The 19434-nt window shown below is 72.7% G+C and carries 13 protein-coding genes; 7 read left to right on the top strand and 6 right to left on the bottom strand.

What is annotated here, in order from left to right:
* Positions 1 to 312: 312 nt before the first annotated feature.
* Genes IAG44_RS01130 through IAG44_RS01140 form a run of 3 tightly spaced genes read right to left on the bottom strand, consistent with a single transcriptional unit; the run spans position 313 to position 2469 of the window.
* Entirely contained in the window at positions 313 to 858 is a 546-nt protein-coding gene (locus IAG44_RS01130) for an ATP-binding protein (RefSeq protein WP_187745247.1), read from the bottom strand.
* Positions 858 to 1490 (bottom strand): winged helix-turn-helix domain-containing protein, encoded by a 633-nt coding sequence (locus IAG44_RS01135; RefSeq protein ID WP_187745248.1) that lies wholly within the window; start codon positions 1488 to 1490, stop codon positions 858 to 860. The genes IAG44_RS01130 and IAG44_RS01135 overlap by 1 nt, the downstream gene beginning before the upstream one ends.
* 55 nt (positions 1491 to 1545) lie before the next feature.
* Positions 1546 to 2469: a PIG-L deacetylase family protein gene (locus IAG44_RS01140; RefSeq protein WP_187745249.1), complete on the bottom strand. Its 924-nt coding sequence runs from the start codon at positions 2467 to 2469 to the stop codon at positions 1546 to 1548.
* A gap of 575 nt (positions 2470 to 3044) precedes the next feature.
* Here IAG44_RS01140 and IAG44_RS01145 point away from each other — a divergent pair.
* Genes IAG44_RS01145 through IAG44_RS01175 form a run of 7 tightly spaced genes read left to right on the top strand, consistent with a single transcriptional unit; the run spans position 3045 to position 12376 of the window.
* Positions 3045 to 4946 (top strand): KedN5 family methylcobalamin-dependent radical SAM C-methyltransferase, encoded by a 1902-nt coding sequence (locus IAG44_RS01145; RefSeq protein WP_187745250.1) that lies wholly within the window; start codon positions 3045 to 3047, stop codon positions 4944 to 4946.
* A gap of 31 nt (positions 4947 to 4977) precedes the next feature.
* Positions 4978 to 5253, top strand: a complete 276-nt coding sequence (locus IAG44_RS01150) for an acyl carrier protein (RefSeq protein WP_010360135.1) — start codon at positions 4978 to 4980, stop codon at positions 5251 to 5253.
* Complete coding sequence (locus IAG44_RS01155) at positions 5250 to 6206, top strand: glycosyltransferase family 2 protein (protein ID WP_187745251.1); 957 nt, start codon at positions 5250 to 5252, stop codon at positions 6204 to 6206. Before IAG44_RS01150 ends, IAG44_RS01155 begins: the two co-directional genes overlap by 4 nt.
* Positions 6203 to 7906: a beta-ketoacyl synthase N-terminal-like domain-containing protein gene (locus IAG44_RS01160; protein WP_187745252.1), complete on the top strand. Its 1704-nt coding sequence runs from the start codon at positions 6203 to 6205 to the stop codon at positions 7904 to 7906. Before IAG44_RS01155 ends, IAG44_RS01160 begins: the two co-directional genes overlap by 4 nt.
* The gene (locus tag IAG44_RS01165; protein ID WP_187745253.1) at positions 7899 to 9626 is read left to right on the top strand and encodes a B12-binding domain-containing radical SAM protein; all 1728 of its coding nucleotides are present in this window, start codon (positions 7899 to 7901) and stop codon (positions 9624 to 9626) included. Before IAG44_RS01160 ends, IAG44_RS01165 begins: the two co-directional genes overlap by 8 nt.
* Positions 9627 to 9675: 49 nt before the next feature.
* Complete coding sequence (locus tag IAG44_RS01170) at positions 9676 to 11412, top strand: B12-binding domain-containing radical SAM protein (RefSeq protein WP_187745254.1); 1737 nt, start codon at positions 9676 to 9678, stop codon at positions 11410 to 11412.
* A 4-nt stretch (positions 11413 to 11416) separates the two neighbouring features.
* On the top strand, positions 11417 to 12376 hold the full coding sequence (locus tag IAG44_RS01175; protein WP_187745255.1) for a Gfo/Idh/MocA family protein: 960 nt from the start codon (positions 11417 to 11419) through the stop codon (positions 12374 to 12376).
* A gap of 7 nt (positions 12377 to 12383) precedes the next feature.
* On the opposite strand, the gene IAG44_RS01180 is transcribed toward IAG44_RS01175, so the two are convergent.
* Genes IAG44_RS01180 through IAG44_RS01190 form a run of 3 tightly spaced genes read right to left on the bottom strand, consistent with a single transcriptional unit; the run spans position 12384 to position 19432 of the window.
* Complete coding sequence (locus IAG44_RS01180) at positions 12384 to 13121, bottom strand: alpha/beta fold hydrolase (RefSeq protein ID WP_246561358.1); 738 nt, start codon at positions 13119 to 13121, stop codon at positions 12384 to 12386.
* A gap of 39 nt (positions 13122 to 13160) precedes the next feature.
* Positions 13161 to 18374, bottom strand: coding sequence for a type I polyketide synthase (locus IAG44_RS01185; RefSeq protein ID WP_187745256.1), 5214 nt, complete (start codon positions 18372 to 18374; stop codon positions 13161 to 13163).
* On the bottom strand, positions 18371 to 19432 hold the full coding sequence (locus IAG44_RS01190; RefSeq protein ID WP_187745257.1) for a ketoacyl-ACP synthase III family protein: 1062 nt from the start codon (positions 19430 to 19432) through the stop codon (positions 18371 to 18373). Before IAG44_RS01190 ends, IAG44_RS01185 begins: the two co-directional genes overlap by 4 nt.
* Positions 19433 to 19434 lie beyond the last annotated feature (2 nt).

Below are 19434 nucleotides of genomic sequence, written 5' to 3' on the forward strand. Positions count from 1 at the left end.
CCGGCAGCTAGGGTCTGTCGTCACATTCCCGTCGTCCGCCCGGAGGGCGGGCCGGGAGGGGTCATGGGGGCACCTCCCTGTTCGAGCGAAGCCGAGAACTCGGGGGAGCGTGCAGCTGCAAGGCGGAGGAGGGCGTCGACGCGGTGGGGGCACCTCCCGGCCGAAGGCTGGGGGACGTCGGCGACCGACGACAACGCCTGGGGGTACCCCCTGCTCGAAGAGCTTGGGGGAGCGCGTGCCAGACCCCTCCCGGCAGACGGGAATGTGACGACAGGCCCTAGGGCCGCGCCGGACCGCGGCGCCGCCCCCGGGTCACCCGGTGACCGTCGCCGCATCGGACGGTCCGAGCCAGCGCGCCCCGAGTTCGGCGCGTTCCAGGGCCGCGACCGCGTCGGCCACCTCCGGCAGCGTGAGGTGCGTGGTGTCGACCAGCCGGACGCCGGGTATGTCGGGGACCTCCGCGTCGAGGTGACGTTCCGCCAGCCGGCCCTCCACGAACAGCCGGCCGCCCGCGTCGTTCTCGATCCGGGTGGCCAGCGCCTGCGCGTCCGCCCGCAGACCGTAGTAGACGGCCCGCGCGCCCAGTTCCTCGAACACCTTCTGGAAGCGTTCGTAGGCGCGGCCCGCGAGGACCACCCCGGTGACGATCACGACGCGGGCCCCCCACTCCCGGTAGACGGGCAGGGCCGCGCGCACGGTCGCGGCCATCAGGTCGTACACCTCCTCGCCGCCGTTCCAGGGGTGGACGATGGGGTCGCAGTCCATGACGGCGGCCGGGACGCCGTAGCGCGTCACCAACTGGTGGCCCAGCCGGGTCTTACCGACGCCCGGGGCGCCGGTGATCACCACGGCGCGCATCAGCCGGCCTCCTCGCGGACCGTGCCGACCAGGCGGAAGCCCAGGTGGGGGATCTTCAGGAGTTTCGCGCCGGAGTCGATGTCGAGGAACTTCTGTTTCAGGACCGAGGTCACCTTGTTGACGTCCTCCCCGCCCGTGGCCTCGGTGAGTTCTTCGCGGGAGACGATCTGGCCGGGCCGGTCGGACAGCAGGCGCAGCAGCCCCGCCTCGGCGTCGGTCACGGGCAGCGACTTCGCGGCGGAGTTCAGCGAGCCGTTCGCGAGGGTGAGCACCTGGGTGTTCTCGGGCGGCGTGACCGTCTTGAGGTAGCTCAGGGTCTCCACGAGCCTGGGCCGCCGCAGCGGGCTGGCCAGGGTGAATCCGTAGCCGGCGGTGACCGCCGCCAGGACCTCGGTGGCGGACACGCTGTCCAGGACGGCGACGGCGTAACCGCCCCGGCGTTTGAGGTCGGCCACGGACAGGTCGTCCGGGCGGGCGGCTGCGACCCGGTGGAAGGAGACCAGCAGGGCGCCGGGCGGCGGGGCGTGACCGGTCGCGGGGTCGGTGACGTGCAGGGTGAGGCCCACCTCGGCACATGCCTCCGCAAGCACCTCCACGTCTTCCGGTGTCAGGGACTGAGCCAGTGCGTACATGGGGAACCCTTCGCAGGTCGGCGGGCCGCGGTCGCTTGTCGGGAGAGCGGGAAAGTCAGGGGCGCATCAGCCAGATCCGCTCGGCGGCCGGGAACCCGGCGCCCTCCGCCAGGCGCACGCCGTGCCGGTGGACGCGCCGGACGATGCCCTTGCGGACCTGGATGCGGTAGGCGCCCAGCGCCTCGCGCTTGGTGAGCGCCGCCTCGTCGTCGACGGGCAGCAGCTCGGGGCGCAGTGCGCCGAGTCCCTGCTCGGCCAGGCGTTCGCCGAGGTTCTTCGCGGTCTCCTCCGCCGGGGAGAACAGGGAGTAGGGCTGGTCCTCGTAGAAGGCGACGCGCGCCGTATCGAGCCGGCCGGTGCGGGCCAGTTCCAGCACCGCTTCCCGGCAGGCGACGTGGTCGACGTGGCCGCCGACGCCGAGCGGCGCGTAGACCGGGCCGGGGCCGTCCAGCAGGGGGGCGAGGCGTTCGGTGAGGGCGTCGAAGAGCCTCGGTTCCTCGCGGGCGGACGCGTCGGACCAGGCCGGGTCGGTGAAGAAGCGGTCCCGTCTGAGGTCGCGGTCGGCGGCGTCGACGAACCCCAGCAGCTCGACCCGGGCGCGCAGCACACGGGCGGCGACTCTCTCCTCGTCCAGCAGCAGGCGTCGGGTCAGTGCCGGGCGTTCGGCGTAGTAGGGGTCCTTGGTCCAGGTCTCGACGCTGAAGACGTCGAGGATCCGGGCGCTCTGCCGGGCCACCGTGGCGCCGAGGGCCAGGGCGGCGTCGTCCGGGTGCGGGGACACGATCACCGCGGATCCGGTGGCGGGCGGGGCGGGGGTGAGCGGGGGTGCCATGAGCAGCAGTCCGTGCCGGCGCCACCGGGCGATGGTCTCGCGGTCCGCGGCACAGAACCCGTCGAGGGGGCGGCTGCCGTCGCAGCGGGACAGCAGGGCGGCGTCGCGGTCCGGCAGGTGGGCGTGTCCCTCGACCTGACGCCCCATGAAACGGAGCTTCCCGTCCGCTGTTTCCACGTGCGGCAGGGCCGTCGGGGACCAAGTGCCAGGAATCTCCGTCATGTAACTCCGATAACTCCGAGCCCGCGGTGACGAATCACAGACGCCATATGGCCGGAGCATACAGATCGCCGCCGGGCGCGCCCAGAGCCCGTTCCGAAGCGGCAGAAAATGGGGGGACGGGTGGCCGAAAATACCTTGCCCGGGTGATCATCATTACCTTCGGGAAGCACCGGGACGATAGATTTCCGGTCATTCATTCCGGTTCCGAGATCATTTCCGGGAAGCCTCCTCCGGGCCCGGCGGCGGCCGGGTTCGCGCGGGCGCGGGATCGGCGAAGTTCCCATGTCAGAACCTCCATCTCCGGAGGTGCCGCGAGCGGCCCACCCCGGCCCGAACGGTGAACGTGATCAAGGCGCCGGCGTGGTCACACACGGACACAACGCAGGGAATTGGCCACGTCTACGGCCTGGTTTCGGACGCGCCATTGCGCCGGGGATCTTCTGCTGTAGCCTCAAAGTGCGATTTGACCTGTCGGACGACTTAGAGGACGAGGCAGGGGAATGGAGACTCGCGTACTGCTTGTTCAACAAGGAGTCTGGGGGAATTCCGCGGCCTCCATGCCCCTGGCGATCGGCTACCTCAAGGCATATGCCGAAGCGGACGACAGAATCCGCCGCCGCATGGACATCTCCATCCGGAACTATCCGGGTGACGCCGGCCTCAACGCCATGGCCCGGGACCTGATCCGGGACGGCTGTCCCGACATCCTCTGTTTCTCCGTCCTCGGCTGGAACTTCCGCGCTTTCGGAACCCTCGCGGAGACCTTCAAGCAGATGAACCCGCAGGGCTGGGTCGTCTTCGGCGGCAACCACGTCGCCTACCAGGCCGAGCGGGTCCTGCGCATGTTCCCCCAGGTCGACGTGGTGGTGAACGGCGAGGGGGAGCTGATCTTCCGGGACCTGCTGAACGGCTACCTCGACGGCGCCCAGCGCGGCGCACTGCACGAGATCGGCGGCATCTCCTTCCGCGAGGCCGACGGGAACCTGGTCACCACCCCCGAACGCGAGCGCATTCAGGACCTGGAGATCCTACCCTCCCCCATTCTCACCGGCGCGATACCGCTGGCCGGCGACAAGGGGGGTTTCCGCTACGACTACGCGTTGCTGGAGACGAACCGCGGCTGCCCCTACAAGTGCTCCTTCTGTTATTGGGGAGGTGCCACGGGGCAGAAGATACGGGCGTTCTCCCGGGAGCGGCTGCGCGAAGAACTCGAACTGCTGGGCCGGCACGGTGCGGAAATCCTGATGCTCGCCGACTCCAATTTCGGGCTCCTGCGCCAGGACGAGGAATTCCTGGACGATATGCTCCGGGTGCGCCGCAAATACGGTTTCCCGAAGCGGCTGGAGACTTCCTGGGCCAAGAACAAGTCGCCCGGTTTCTATCGCATCATGGAGAAGATGAAGCAGTCCGGGATGCACAGCGCCTTCATCCTGGCCCTGCAGACGATGGACGACTCCGTGCTGGATCTCATGCGCCGCCGGAACATGAAGCTGAACGACTGGGAAAGCCTCGTCGCCTGGCTGACCGAGCACGGCATCACCCCGTATCTGGAGTTGATCTGGGGAGCGCCGGGTGAAACGGTCGCCTCGTTCCTGGACGGTTATGACCGGGCGGCCCAGCACACGCCGTTCATCGCGGTCCATCCGCTGATGCTGCTGCCGAACACCGAATACCACGACAAGCGCGAACAGCACGGACTGGTGACCGTGCGCGGCGAGCAGGACGACTTCGACTACGTCCTCTCCCACAAGACGATGACGCTCGCGGACAACGAGCGCATGCTGCGCTTCATCTGCTGGAACCGGGTCCTGGCCCGGAGTCTGTTCCTGCACAACATCTGGGTCGCGCTGCGCGGGCTCGCCGGAATCCCCCAGTCGCAGGTGCTCCTCAGCTTCTCCGACTGGATCGAGAAGAGCGAGGACCACGAGGCGAGGGAACTGCACGCGGTGGCCAAGCCGGCGAGTTCCGCCAGTGAGCTCGTCGACCCGAACGTCTGGCGGCTGCTCACCAAGCGGCTGCTGCGGCGGTGGTGGGAGGAGGCCATGCGTCCCGTCCTGCCCGAGGACCTGCTGCCGGTCCTCGACGAGGTGTTCCGCTACGACCTGCTGTGCCAGCCGGTCCGCCTGCTGCGCGACGGGTCGGGTCCCGAGGAGGACCTGCCGGTCGTCACCAGGTACGACGAGAGCTGGTACCTGCGCGGCGACACGGAGTTCACCCACCCCGTGCCCCACCTGATCGCCGCGCTGCGGCGCGGGGAGACGGTGAGCACGGAGCCGGAGCGCCACACCGAGGACTTCTACTACCGGACCGGGTTCGGCGGAGACCTCCAGCACTACTTCCGCATGGACCGCTTCCGCGGGCTGACCGGGCAGCAGCTCGACGCACAGTTCACCAAGGTTTGACCGAGACCTTCACCACGGGAGACGAGAGACGATGGACCGCGCCGGGCTGATTCGCGAACTCCACGAGATAGCGGCGGGCATGACCAAGGGCGAGCACCGGCCGGCCCCCCAGGAGGGCGACGCCAGTCTCGTGGACCAGTACGGGTTCAGCTCCCTCGACGCCCTGGAGTACCTGCTGATCCTCGAGGAGAAGTTCGATGTCGTCTTCGAGGACGAGGACCTGACGGAGGAGACGCTGTTCTCCATCGAGGGCCTTGCGAGCTACATCCTCCAGCAGAAGGCCGGCGAAAGCCCCTCCCTGACGTGACGGCCACGACACCGGCGGCCGGGGAGGTCGCGGTCAGCGTGGTCGTCCCGACCCGTGACCGGACCACCCGGCTCCTGCTCACGCTGACGGCCCTGGGACACCAGACCCTGGGCCGTGAGCGGTTCGAGGTCGTCCTGGTCGACGACGCGCCGGAGCCCGGTGCGGTGGAGCAGGTGCTGTCCGCCCTCCCCGAGGCCCTTCCGGCAGGTCTGCCGGTGCGGCGGGCCGCCACGGGCGGGGGCGGGGTGGCCTGCGCCCGCAACACCGGGGCCCGTCTGGCGCGCGGGGAGCTGCTGCTCTTCCTCGACGACGACACCGTGGCCTCCCCGGAACTCCTGGAGGCGCACCTCGCGGCCCACCGGGGATCCGGTGCCACCGTGGTGCACGGCGCCGTCACCGACCTGTCCGCGTTCGCGCTGACCCCCGAACCCCGGCCCCTGCGAGGTCCCCTGCAAACGACTTTGACCGGTGCCCGGGGCCGCACGATCGAGCCCGCCGACATCGCCGGCCTCGCCTCGGCCGTCCCTCTGCTCGGCCCGCGCCGTTCGTTCATCGAGCGGACCGCCCGGCAGGTGACGCGGTCGCCCGCGTACGCCCCGCTGCGCTGGCTGAGCTGCGTCGGCACCAGTACCAGCGTCCGGCGCACGGTGTTCGAGGGGGTCGGCGGCTTCGACGAGCACTACGGGCAGTTGTGGGGCGGCGAGGACCTGGAACTGGGGCTGCGGCTGGCCGCCGAGGGCGCCTCCTTCGACCTGCTCGACGCGACCGCCTACCACCTGCCGACGGCCCGCCGGGACACCGGCGATCTCCTGCCGAGGTTCTGGCGGCGGGTCGCCGACCGGCACGGGGACCCGCGCCTCGCGGACGTCGGTCCCTTCCTCGCCGGCCGGCTCTCCCTCGACGAGCTGGCCGCGCGGCTCGGTGCCCTGGCCCCCGGGAGGGCGGTGTCATGACGCACCCGACGGCAGGCGCGGTGATCGTGGGCGGTACGGCGCCGCGGTCGCTGGAGGGCCTGCGTTCCCGGCGGGACCTGTCCGTCCTCGCCGCCGGAACGTCCCTGCCCGCCGCCTTCGTCGAGGTGCTGTCCGCGGCGCTTGACCGGCTGCCCGCCGCCCTGCGCGGCGGTGTCCCCGTGGTCATGGCGGCCACGGACTACTGCGTGTCGGCCACCTCCCAGTACGTCGGCCGGTGTGTGGAGGCGGAGGCGGGGGGCCGCAGGCTGCGGCCGTCCGAGGCCATGACCCCGGAGCCGGCGCAGTTGCTCCAGGAACTGGCGGAGGTCAGCGGCTGGACCGGGACGGGCCATGTGCTGATCAGCCCGCGCGCGGCCACCCTCCAGGCGGTGCGCTGGGCGTGGGGCGCCATCGCCGGAGGGCTGCACGAGGCGATGGTCGTGTGCGAAGTCGTCCGCGCCGCGCACGAGGACGGCTACCGGGTCGCGGCCGTCGCGGTGACCGCCGCCGACACCGCCCACGCTCCCCGTGGCGGCCCGCCCGGCGGATCGTCCGTGGTCGTCTCCGGCACCGGCCTCGTCACCGCCTTCGGCGACGGGGGCAGCGCGTTCTGGCAGGGCCTGCTGGACGGCCGGCGGGCGCTGTCCGAGGTGACCCGGTTCGACGCGTCCCGGTTCCGCAGCCGGACGGTGTGCCAGACGCCGGTGGAGGCGCCCCCCGGACGCCCGGCACGCCGTGCGCTGCTGGAGCGGGCGCGCGCGGAGGCGCTGCGGGAGGCGGGGCTCGACGCGCTGCCGGCCCGGACCCTGCTGGTGTCGGCCGGGGTGGTCCCGCACCTCCCGCAGGTCGCCGACGCCCCCCGCATCGACGAGATCGCGGTGGAGCCCGACTGGGACGCGGACGGAGCGGGCGTCGCCCCGGCGGACGCGGTGCTGATGGCCCACGCCTGCGCGTCGGGCGCCTTCGGGCTGGCCATGGCACGCGAATGGCTGCTGTGCGGGCTGGCGGACACGGCCGTCGTCACCGGGGTGTCGTCCCTCAACGCCTACGACTACGCCTGCCTCGACGTGCTGCGCGCGACGAGTACGACCGCCGCCCGCCCGTTCGACGAGGACCGCTGCGGCGTCACCGTCGGGGAGGGCGCCGGGGTGATCGTGCTGGAGACCGCCGAGCGCGCGGCGGCCCGTGGGCGGACGCCCCTGGCGACGCTCAGCGGGATCTCCTGCCGGGTGGCGGGGCAGGGCATCAGCCGGCTCAACGCGCACATCGGCGCCGCGTGCATGCGCGACGCGCTGGCCATGGCCGGCCTCACCGCCGTCGACTACGTCCACGGTCACGCCCCCGGTACCCGGCAGGGCGACGAGGCCGAGCTGCTGGCGCTGGACCAGGTCGGCGCCGAGCACGACTGGCGGGGCGTGCCGGTCAGTTCGTACAAGGGGGCGGCCGGTCATCTGCTGCACGCCTCGGTGTTCCCCGGCGTGGTGGCGGCGGTCCGTGCCCTGCGTCATCAGGTGCTTCCGGGAACCCCCGGGCTGCGCAAGCCCCTCGACGCGCGGCATGTGCGGGTGCTGCGCGAACCGGAGCCCTGTGACGGGATTCGTTCCGTGCTGGTGAACAACTTCGGGTTCGGCGGCAACAACGCCGCTCTCCTCCTGACGGGAGGCGCGGCCGGGCGCAGGGAGTGGGGTACGGATGGCTGACGCGGTGCTGATGACACCCCGGGAGATCCTGACCGGGTTCTCGAGTGTCAACAACCAGAACGTCCTGATCAACGACGAGGAGTACCTGCGCCTCGACCCGGCGATGCGCCTCTTCTACGAGAAGGTCCGGGAGAACCTGGGGGTGGCCTGCATCGCGGGCCACCTGAGGGGGTGCGGGTACTCGGTACGGGCGTTGAACCTGCACGGCCGCAACCCCAGCGACGAGGTGATCACCGACCTGATCCGGCGCGAGAAGCCCAAGTTCGTCGGCATCAGCATCATGTACGACCTGCACATCGTCGACGCCGTCCGGCTCCTGCGCTGCGTCCGGAAAGCCGACCCCTCGGTGTTCGTCGCGATCGGCGGCGCGTTCTGCACCTACAACGCCAAACTCATCGCCGAACGCATCCCGGAGGCGGACTGTGTGGCCTTCGGCGAGGGCGAGTTGACGGTCGAAGGGCTCATGGAGTGCCTGGCGGCCGGCCGTGACTGGCGCGGGGTACCCGGGCTGTGGTTCTGGCAGGAAGGCCGCGTCCGCAGCAGTGGCCCGCCCAAACTCCCCGACCTCACCCAGGAACCCTGGCCGGCCCGGGACCTGCTCGTCCACCACCGCGAGCACGGCATCCCCACGCCGGTGGCGTCGACGTACACGAGCCGGGGCTGCCACGCGAAGTGCACCTTCTGCTATGTGCCCCGGGCGCCGGGTGTCGTGACCGGCAACGCCTGGCGGGTCCGCTCGCCGATCGACGTCGTGGACGAGATCGAGTACCTGCAACGGGAGTTCGGCACCCGGTTCCTGTGGTTCAACGACGACAACTTCGGCGGCGCCTTCCAGGACGGCTACCACCACGCCGTCGGCTTCGCCGAGGAGATCCTGCGCCGTGGCCTGGACATCTCCTTCCACTGCGAGTTCCGCGTCGACACCGGCCTCGTCGACCGGGAGGCCCTGAACACCCTGCGCAGGGCCGGTATGGCCTCCGCTCTGCTCGGCATGGAGACCGGGGCTCCGGCGATGGCCAAGCGGTTCCGCAAGGGGACCATGGTGGAGTACAACTTCGACGCGGCCCGGCTGTTCAAGCAGGAGGGCATCGAGCTGGAACCCGGCTGGATCATGGTCGAGCCGGGGACGACGCTCGACGAGCTGTGGGAGAACCTGAAATTCATCGTGGCCGCCGACATCGCCGTCAGCGAGAACCCGTTCTCCTTCATCAGCCGCGCGATCGCGCTGCGCGGCACGGAGATGTACGACAAGATCGCCGACCCGACCCCGCCACGGCTCCCGGGCGTCGAGGGGCCGGCCAGGGACGTCCTGCTGGAGGCGCGCCGGGAGTACCGGATCCCGGATCCGCGGGTGGAGGACGTGTGGGCGGCCTGGAGCAAGGTGAGCGCGGAGGTCGCCGACCGCAAGGAGGAGCTGCCCTTCGTCGCCCAGCTCATCGTCGACGCGACCAGGGCGCGCAGGTCCCGGGGGGAGCAGGGGCTGCGTCCGCTGCTGAGCCGGCTGCGCGGGTGGGCGGACGGTCTGCCGGACCTGCTGGTGGCCTTCCTGAACGTCGGGCTGCTCCTCGCGGACGAGAACCCGCCGAGGCTCGCCGAGCGGCTCGAGGCCGAGTTGCGCACGCTGGTCGACGCCTACGACCGCAGGGCCCTGGGCGAGACCTACCAGGTGTTCGTGGACGAGACCAAGAGGCTGTGCGGAGAGCAGGTCATGGCCGGCTGACCCGGCCGGTGTCGGCACGCGCACGTGAAGACGAGAGAGGAGACCGGTCATGGCGGATGTGGTCCTGCTGACCCCCCGGGAGATCCCCACCGGCGCCGCGAGCCTGAACAACCAGAACGTCCTGATCAACGACGAGGAGTACCTGTCCCTCGACCCGGCGATGCGGCTGTTCTACAAGCGCGTCCGGGAGAACCTGGGGGTGGCCTGCATCGCGGGCCACCTGAGGGGGTGCGGGTATTCGGTACGGGCGTTGAACCTGCACGGCCGCAACCCCAGCGACGAGGTGATCACCGACCTGATCCGGCGCGAGCGGCCCAAGTTCGTCGGGATCAGCATCATGTACGACTTGCACATCGTCGACGCCGTCCGGCTGCTGCGCTGCGTCCGTGAGGCCGATCCGTCGGTGTTCGTGGCGATCGGCGGGGCGTTCTGCACGTACAACGCCAAGCTGATCGCCGAGCGCATCCCGGAGGCGGACTGCGTGGCCTTCGGCGAGGGCGAGTTGACGGTCGAGGGCCTGATGGAGTGCCTGGCGGCGGGCCGCGACTGGCGTGGGGTGCCGGGGCTGTGGTTCTGGCAGGAAGGCCGGGTCCGCAGCAGTGGCCCGCCCAAACTTCCCGACCTCGCCCAGGAGCCCTGGCCGGCCCGGGATCTCCTCGTCCACCACCGTAAGAACGGCATCCCCACGCCGCGCGCGTCCACGTACACGAGCCGGGGCTGCCACGCCAAGTGCACCTTCTGCTACGCGCCTCGGCAGCCCGGTGTGGTGGACGGGCCCTGGCGGGTGCGGCCGGTGGAGGACGCGGTCGACGAGATCGAGTACCTGCAACGGGAGTTCGGCACCCGGTTCCTGTGGTTCAACGACGACAACTTCGGCGGCGCCTTCCAGGACGGCTACCACCACGCCGTCGGCTTCGCCGAGGAGATCCTGCGCCGTGATCTGAAGCTCACCTTCCACTGCGAGTTCCGCGTCGACACCGGCCTCATCGACCGGGAGGCGCTGCGCACCCTGCGCAGGGCCGGCATGGACCTGGCGCTGCTCGGCATGGAGACCGGGTCGCCCGGCATGATGAAGCGGTTCCGCAAGGGGACCACCGTCGAGTACAACTTCGACGCCGCCCGGATGTTCAAGCAGGAGGGCATCGAACTCGAACCCGGCTGGATCATGATCGAACCGGGGACGACGCTCGACGAGCTGTGGGAGAACCTGAAGTTCATCGTGGCCGCCCGGGTGCACGAGAGCGAGAACCCGTTCTTCCTGATCAACCGGGCCATCGCGCTGCGCGGCACGGAGATCTACGAGAAGGCCACGCGGTACGAGGAGCCCGACATCCCCGGTGTGGAGGGCGTCGCCCGGGAGGTGCTGCGGCACGCCCGCCGTGACTACCGCGTCGAGGACGAGCGGGTGGAGCACCTGTGGACGGCCTGGAGCCGGGTCTCCTCGGAGATCAACGACCGCAAGGAGAACGAGGTCCCGTTCCTCGCACAGAGCATCGCGGACGCCGTCCGGGCCCGGCGCGGCACCGGCGCCGAGTCCCTGCGCCCGCTGCTGAGCCGACTGCGCCACTGGGACCAGGGGCTCGCCGGGCTGCTGATCGCCTTCCTCAACGCGGGGCTGCTGCTCGCGGACGAGAACCCGCCCTCTCTCGCCGACCGGCTGGAGGCCGAACTGCGCGCCATGATCACCGCGTACGACCGTGAACGCCTCGGCCACACCTTCCCGGACTTCGTCGCCGAGACGGCGCGGGCGTGCGGCGAGCACGCCCTGGCCCAGGTGAGGGGCTGAGGCGATGAAGCGCGTCCGGTACGCGGCCCTGGGCTGCGGCAGGGTCTTCCAGCGGTACCACCTGCCCTGCGCCGACGAGCGGGACTCCATGGAACTGGTGGCTCTGGCCGACACCGACGTCGAACGGGCCCGGTCGCTGACGGCGGACCGCCCGCAGGTGTGGACCGGCACGTCCGTCGACCGGCTCATCGAGGAGACGCGGCCGGACCTGATCAGTGTCTGCACGCCCAACGACGCCCACGCCGGGCCGGTGCTGGCGGCGCTGGACGCCGGCGTCGCGGTGCTGTGCGAGAAGCCCCTCGCGGCGACGGTGGAGGAGGCGCGGCGGATGGCGGCGCATCCGGCGGCCGGGAAGCTGCTGGGGGTGAACATGCCGTTCCGGTTCCATCCGCTGCTGGAGGCGTTCGCCGAGGTGGCCCGGACCGGCGCGCAGCGCGTCGACTTCGCCTTCGCGACCCCCGGCAACCGGGTGTGGCGGGCCTGCACGCCCTGGTACACCGACGCGCGGCGGGCCGGCGGCGGCGCGCTCCTGGACCTCGGGCCGCACGCCCTCGACCTTCTGATGACGGTCTTCGGGCCGCCGGAGGTGGAGGCGTGCGAGGTGGACGCGCCGGGCGTGGAGGAGCGGGTCCGTCTCGACCTGTCGTTCCAGGGCCTGCCGGCGACGCTGCGCATCGACCGGGCCGCACGCCGGCTGGAGACCTCGGTCACCGTCACCACGGCGGACGGCGACCACGTCCTGGACCTGCGCCGGGGCGAGCTGCGCCGCGCGGACGACACGGTCGAGTCGACCGGCGACCGGGCCGAACTCGCCGCGATCTCGGCCTACTTCGACCTGCTGACGGGCGCCCCGGCCGCGCATCCGAAAGTGACCGCCCAGGACGCCCTGGACGTCCAGCTCGTCGTGGAGTCGGCCTACCGGCGCGCCGAGACCGCGCCGGCGCCCCTGGCGCAGGGTGGGTGACGGGCGGTCAGCTCAGGAAGCGGGTCACTTCGGCGCAGAAGCGCTCCGGTTCGGTGCGGTGCACGTAGTGGCCGGCGTCGATGGCCAGCAGCCGTCCCCGGGGCACTGTTCCGGCGACCTCGGCCAGCAGGGAGCGGGGTACCGGGCTGGAGAGTCCGCCGCTGATCACCAGGGTCTCGGCGGTGACGTCGGCCAGGCGCCGCCACCATCCGGGGTCCGCCGTGCGCAGGCCGTCGATGACGGGGCGTACGGCGGCGGTGTCCAGTTCTCCGGCCCGGGTCAGCTTGAGGAAGTCCCGGTACAGCTCGATGACGTGCGCCTGTCCGTGGGCCGGGTCGGAGCGCGCCCGCAGTCGTGCCTCCGCCGCCGTGTTCCGGGGCGGCGGAGGCGTGTCCTCGATGACCAGCCTGCGGACCCGGGAGGGGTGGCGTTGGGCGATGAGCCAGGCGACGTGGCCGCCCATGGAGTGGCCCACCAGGTCCGTCTCGTCGAGGTGGTGGTGGTCCAGCAGGGCCAGCACGTCCCGGTACATCAGCTCGAAGGTGTAGGTGTCGGCCCGAGGGCTGCGCCCGTGTCCGCGCAGGTCCGGTACGAACAGCCGGCGTCCCCGGGGCAGCAGCGCGGCGGCGAGCCGGTCCCAGGTCCGGCCGGTGTTCCCCAGCGCGTGCAGCAGGACCGCCGGTCTGCCCGCCGGGTCGCCGGTGACCCGGCAGTTCAGCGTCAGCGGTGCCTCGCTCGTCGTCACGCGGCTCCCCGTCCTTCCGTCCTTCCGTCCTTTCGTCTGTCAGGAGCGTGAACTGGTCACGAGGTAGTCGACGATGGCCGTGACCGTCTGCTGGTGCCAGACCAGGTTGGCCGGCAGCTTGCGCTCCAGCAGCCGTTCCAGGCGGCGGCGGATGACGATGGCCATCACGGAGTCCAGGCCCGACTTCAGCAGCGACCGGTCGGGGTCGAGTTCGGCCGGGTCCAGCTTCATCTCGCTGACGATGACGGAGACGGTCTGCTCGTGCAGCAGGGCCCGCAGCTCCTCCTCCGACAGGTCCCCGGACGGCCGGGTCCCGGCCGCCGCCCCCTCCCCCGTCTCCCCCGCCGGGGTCTCGTCGTCGAGATCGCGCAGCAGGCCCGTGCGGCGGCCCCCGTCCGGGAGCGGCACGGTGCGCAGCACCGCGAGGGACGCGGCGCCGGTCCGCCCGGCGAGGTCCCAGGCGGCGCCTGCCTCGGGTGCCGTGATGTCGCCGACGCCGTGTGCCTGGAGTTCGGCGTCCACCGCCGCGTTGGCGGCCATGCCCAGGCCCCGCCAGGACGTCCACGCCAGGCTCATGGTGCCGGTGGCGCCGAGGGTGTGGGCGTATCCGGCGATGGCGTCGAGGAAGGCGTTGGCCGACGCGTAGGCGGCCTGGCCGGTGAGGCCCAGGTACTGTCCGCACGACGAGAAGTGGACGAGGAAGTCCAGTGTGCCCGGCGGGAACAGCCGGTGCAGGGTGAGGGCGCCGCCCGCCTTGGGCCGCATCACCGCCGCGAGCGCGTCGGCGTCGAGCCGGTCGACGAGCTGGTCCTGGAGCACGCCGGCCGCGTGCACCACCCCACGGACCGGGGGCATGCCCAGCGCGTCCGGGGTGAGTGCGGCGGCCGCCGCCTCGGTGTCGGCCAGGTCCAGGGACAGCACCCGCACGCTCACCCCGAGGGCTTCGAGCCCACGGACGGTCGCGACGCGGCGCGCCTGGACCGGGTCGGTGACGGCGTCCCACTCCGCGCGGGGCGGCAGGGCGCCGCGGCCGGCGAGCACGAGGCGGCGGGCGCCCCGCTCCACCAGCCACCGGGCGATCTCCCCGCCCAGGCTGCCCAGACCGCCGGTGACGAGATAGGTGCCGTCCGGCCGGCACCGCAGCGGCGGGCGCCGCGCGTCCGAACTCGCGGATCGCGCCAGCCGGTTCGCCCAGGCCCCGCCCGCGCGGACGGCGACGACGTCCTCGCCCGGGTTCGCGGCGAGCACGCGCAGCGCGGCGGCCAGGTCGCCCCGGGTGGGCCGTGGTCCGAGGTCGACCGTGCCGCCCCACAGCTCGGGGTGCTCGCCCCCGACGACCCGGCCGAGCCCCCACCGGGTCGCCTGGGCCACCGCCTCCAGCCGGTTGGCCTCGCGGACGCCGCACGTCAGCGACCACAGCCGTGCCGTGCCGGGCGGCCAGGTGCCCAGGCTCCGCGCCGCCGACGCGAGCTGCCACGCCTCGCGCACGGCACGGTCGGCCGCCTCGCTCTCGCCGGCCGGACGGTCCGTCAGGGGCAGCACGAGCACGTCCACGGGGCCGGGGGCCCGCGCGCGCAGGGCGTCGAGGCCGTCCGGATCCTCCGCCGCCAGGCAGGGGACGCCGCGGGCTTCGGCCGTGGCCCGCAGTGCCGCCGTCAGCTCGGTGTCCGCGCCGACCAGGACCAGGGGCCGGGAGGGGCGGGGGGTGTCGGAGTCGTCGAGCGGGAGGGGTTTCCACTCCGTGCGCCACAGGAGTTCCCCGGGCGGCGCCGCACGCGTCTCGGCTCCGCCGCCCGCGTACCGGACCCCGGTCAGCGCGGCGACGGTCCGGCCGCCTTGTGCCGTGATCCGCACGCTCATCGAGTTCCCGCCGTCGACGTATGCCTCAAGGCGGGCGCGGGACGGGGGTGCGCCCGTGGTCCAGACGCGGGCGGCGCCGGCCACCACCCGCAGTTCGGCGGGGCCGGGGAAGGCGACGGCCGCCATGGACAGGGCGGCGTCGAACAGCGGGGCCCAGGTGGACGCCGCCTCGTCGGGCGCGGCGATGTCCGCGCGCAGGCCGTCCGGGATCTGCTCCAGTCGGTCCATGCGCCAGGGGAAGGCCATGCTCGGCACGCCGACCGAGGCGAGGGCGGTGGTGATCCAGTCGGGAGGGAGCGGTGTCCCCGGTCCGGTCGCGGGCGGCCTGAGGGGTGGCGGTGTGGTTCCGCCGGGTACGGACGCCACGGCGTGGGTCAGTGAGGACCGTTCGTCCCCGTCCGGGGCGGGCTCCTTCGTGTCGGCGGTGCGGGACAGCAGGCGGATCACGCCGTCCTGCGCGATCACGTCGACGTCCTGGGCCGTGGACAGGGTCAGCGGCAGCTCGAAGGACACGTCGGACAACGCGCTCCCCGCAGCCGCGTCCAGGAAGGTCTGGAGGACCACGGCCGCCGGGACGATCTCCGCGCCGTGGATGGTGTGGCTGCCCGGGTAGGGCCGGGAGGCCAGGTCGACGCGGGTGCGCCAGAGGTCGAGCGGCGTGGCCGCGGCCAGCGTGGTGCGCGGGCCCAGCAGGGTGCGGCTCGCCGGGTCGTGGCGTCCCCGGTCGGCCCGGTGGACCGGCAGGTCGCGCCAGTAGCGCTGGCGCCGCCAGCTGCGGACCGGCAGCGACAGGGGCGGGACGTCCGGGGCGGCGGGCCAGTCGAGGGGGACGCCGTGGCAGTGCAGCAGCCCCGCGTTCAGCAGGAGGTGCCGCCGTTCCCCGGTGTCGCGGCGCAGGGAGGCGGCGAGGCAGTGCCGGTCGGCGCCGGCCTCGTCAAGCGTCTCCTGCACGGAGTGCCGGACCACCGGGTGGGCCGACACCTCCAGGAAGGTGCGCAGTCCGTCCTCGGCCGCCGCGGTCACGGCGCCGGTCAGCCGTACCGGGCTGCGCAGGTTGGCCGCCCAGTAGGCGCCGTCGCGGGCGGCGGGGTCGCGGGGGTCGTCCAGCGCGGTGCTGTAGACGGGGATGCGGGGGGCGTGCGCGGTGAGGTCGGCCGCGGCCTCGGCGAGCTCCTTCATCAGGGGCTCCATCTGCGGGCTGTGGAAGGCGACGTCGCTGTCGACGCGGCGCACCAGCAGGTCCGGGTCCGTGGCCAGCTCCCGGGCCAGGGTCTCGATCTCCGTGACCGGGCCGGCCAGCACGGTCGTGGTGGGCGAGGCGAGGACCGCCGGGACGACGCCGTCGGTGCCGGTGAGCCGTGCCGCGGCCTCGTCGGCGGGCAGGCCGACCATCAGCATGCCGCCGGCGCCGGCCACCCGCCGCAGCAGGACACTGCGCCGGCACACCAGGCGGGCGCCGTCCTCCAGCGACAGGATCCCCGCCGTCGCGGCGGCCGCGATCTCCCCCATGGAGTGGCCGATGACAGCGGCGGGCCGCACCCCGAGCGACGTCCAGACGGCGACGAGGCCCATCTGCACCGCGTAGATCATCGTCTGGGCCACGTCCACGCGGGTGACGTCGCCGGCCTCGATCAGCTCCCGGGCCGTCGCGCCGAACTCCTCGGCGAAGACCGGCCCGATCCTGTCGATCACCTCGGCGAACACGGTGTCCGTGGCCAGCAGTTCGCGGCCCATGCCCGGCCACTGGGCGCCGGTCCCGGAGAAGACCCACACCACGTCGGCCAGGCCCTCGTCCGTCACCGCCGCGTCGGCGATGCCGGGTGCCGGGTCGCCGGCGGCGAAGTGGCGCAGCCTGTCGGCCAGTTCCGTGTGGTCGGCGGCGACGACGGCGGCCCGGCGCTCCAGATGGCTGCGCCGGGTCGCCAGGTGCTGGGCGACGGAGGCGAGCGGCACGCCCGCGCCGGGTCCGTCCAGCCAGTCGGCGAGCTTGGCGGCGTCCTCCCTCAGGGCCGCTTCGGAGCGGGCGGAGAGGGGGAAGAGGCGGGGCGTCTCCTGGGTCGTGGTCAGCGGAGCGTTCTCAGGGGACGCCGGTGCTTCTTCCAGGACGACGTGGGCGATGGTGCCGCCGTAGCCGAAGCTGGAGACGCCCGCCCGGCGGGGGCGCTGCCCACGGGGCCACGGGGTGCGCTCCCGTGTCACCCGCAGCCGTGACCGCGCCCAGGGGATGCGGGGGTTGGGGGCGGAGAAGTGGACGCTGGGCGGGATCTCCTCATGGACGAGCGCGAGGATCGTCTTGATCATCCCGGCGATACCCGAACCGGCCTCCAGGTGCCCGATGTTGCCCTTCACCGAGCCGATGAGGCACGGGCTGCCGGCCGGCCGGCCCGCGCCGAAGACCGCGGCGAGGGCGCCGGCCTCCAGCGGGTCGCCCGCGACGGTTCCGGTGCCGTGGGCCTCGACGTAGTCGACGGTCCCGGGGGCGATGCCACACCGCGCGTATGTGCTGCGCAGCAGGTCCGCCTGGGCCTCGCCGTTGGGCGCCATGATCCCGGCGGTGCGGCCGTCCTGGCTCACCCCGCTGCCGCGGATCACCGCGAGGACCCGGTCCCCCGCCCGCTCGGCGTCCGCGAGGCGCTTCAGGACGAGGACGCCCGCTCCCTCGCCCCGGCCGTAGCCGTCGGCGTCGGCGTCGAAGGGTTTGCTGTGGCCGTCCGGTGAGGTGGCGCCCGCGCGGGCGAGGGTGACCGAGAGGCCGGGCGCGATCATGAGGTTCACGCCGGCGGCCAGCGCCACCTCGGACTCGCCGGAGAGCAGGCTGCGGCACGCCAGGTGGACGGCGACCAGGGAGGCGGAGCACGCGGTGTCCACGGCGAGGCTGGGGCCGCGCAGGTCGAGGCTGTGGGAGATCCGGTTGGCGGTGGCGCACAGGGCGGCGCCGATGCCGGTCCAGGGTTCGATGCGGGGCAGGTCCTCGAGGAGCCGGCGTCCGTAGTCGTCGGAGCCGACGCCCACGAAGACTCCGCAGTCGGTGCCGCCGAGGCCGAGCGGCGGGAGTCCGGCGTGTTCCAGGGCCTCCCAGGCCAGTTCGAGCAGGAGCCGCTGCTGGGGGTCCATCAGTTCGGCCTCGCGCGGCGCGATGCCGAAGAACTCCGCGTCGAAACCGGCGATGTCGGTGAGGAAGCCGCCCCGGGTCGGGGTCTCCCGTACGGCGTCCGCGTGCTCGTGCCCGGTGTCGGCGTACGGGGCCCAGCGTTTCGCGCCGTCGCCGATGCCGTCCCGGCCCTGGACGAGGAGGTCCCAGAAGGCGTCGGGCGAGTCGGCGTCGCCGGGGAACCGGCAGCTCAGTCCGACGACCGCGATGGGCTCCCCCGGCCCGTCCTTCGGGGCCGTCACACGAGGCTCCCCTCAGCGCCGGTGGCATGCCAGGCAGGGGGTTCCAGGACCGTGACCACGGCCGCGGTGATCATGATTCCGGGGCCGGCGCTCATGAGCAGGAGGTGGTCGCCGGCGTTCAGCTGTCCGTCCTCGACGAGGTGGTTGAGCTGCAGTCCGACGTCGGCGGCGCCCGCGTGGCCGATGTCGCGGAAGAAGTCGACGGCGCCCAGCGAGGCGTCCAGGCCCATCGGCCGCAGGTGGCTGTCGAGGAAGTCGGTGGTGCCCGCCCCGAGGTGGAGGACCTTCGAGAGGTCCGCGACGGTGATGCCGGCCTCGCTCGTCACCTGCTCGACCAGTTTGGCGCCGCTCGTGCCGTACTCCTGGCCGATCTCGGACGCCTTGGGGCCCAGTTCCTCGACCATCGCCTCCAGGTGCTCGTTCATGTCGAGCGGGCGCCCGGTGGTGACCGCCGGAGGGAAGATCGGCTCGTGTCCGCGGTTCAGGATCTCGAAGTGGGGCAGCGACACCGACTCGACGGAGCGCAGCGCGGCCCAGCCGGTCTGCTTCGACAGGACGACCGCCGTGGCCGCGTCGGCGAGCACCGCGTCGCGGTGGGCGTACCACCGGTCGACCGAGGGGGCGCCGAAGTTGTCCGCGCCGCTCACCACGGCGCCGGTGCGCGACGGCGCGCACAGCAGGTACTGGGTGGCCATCTCCAGGGCGGCGAGGAACGCGTTGCAGCCCTGTTCCACCGTCAGTGCCGGGACGGGTGAGCCGAGGGTGGAGCGCAGGATGTAGTGGGGGGCCGACCAGCCGTCGGGACCCTGGTGGTAGGCGCAGGAGTGGACGAGGATGTCGATGTCCTCGGGGCCGAGGCCCGAGCGGTCCACGGCCTGCCGCACGGCCGCCACCGCCATGTCGGGCGCGGAGGTGCCGTCGGCGACGGCGATGTTCCGCCAGCCGCAGGACTCCATGCGCTCGCGGTCGTAGGCGCCGCGCCGGACGGCTTCCGCGACGCTCACCCTCGGCGGGACGAACGCCCCGGTCCCGGCCAGGAAGATGTTCTCTGTTCTCACTC

Origin of the sequence: Streptomyces roseirectus (genome assembly GCF_014489635.1) — a bacterium.
GTDB lineage: Bacteria > Actinomycetota > Actinomycetes > Streptomycetales > Streptomycetaceae > Streptomyces > Streptomyces roseirectus.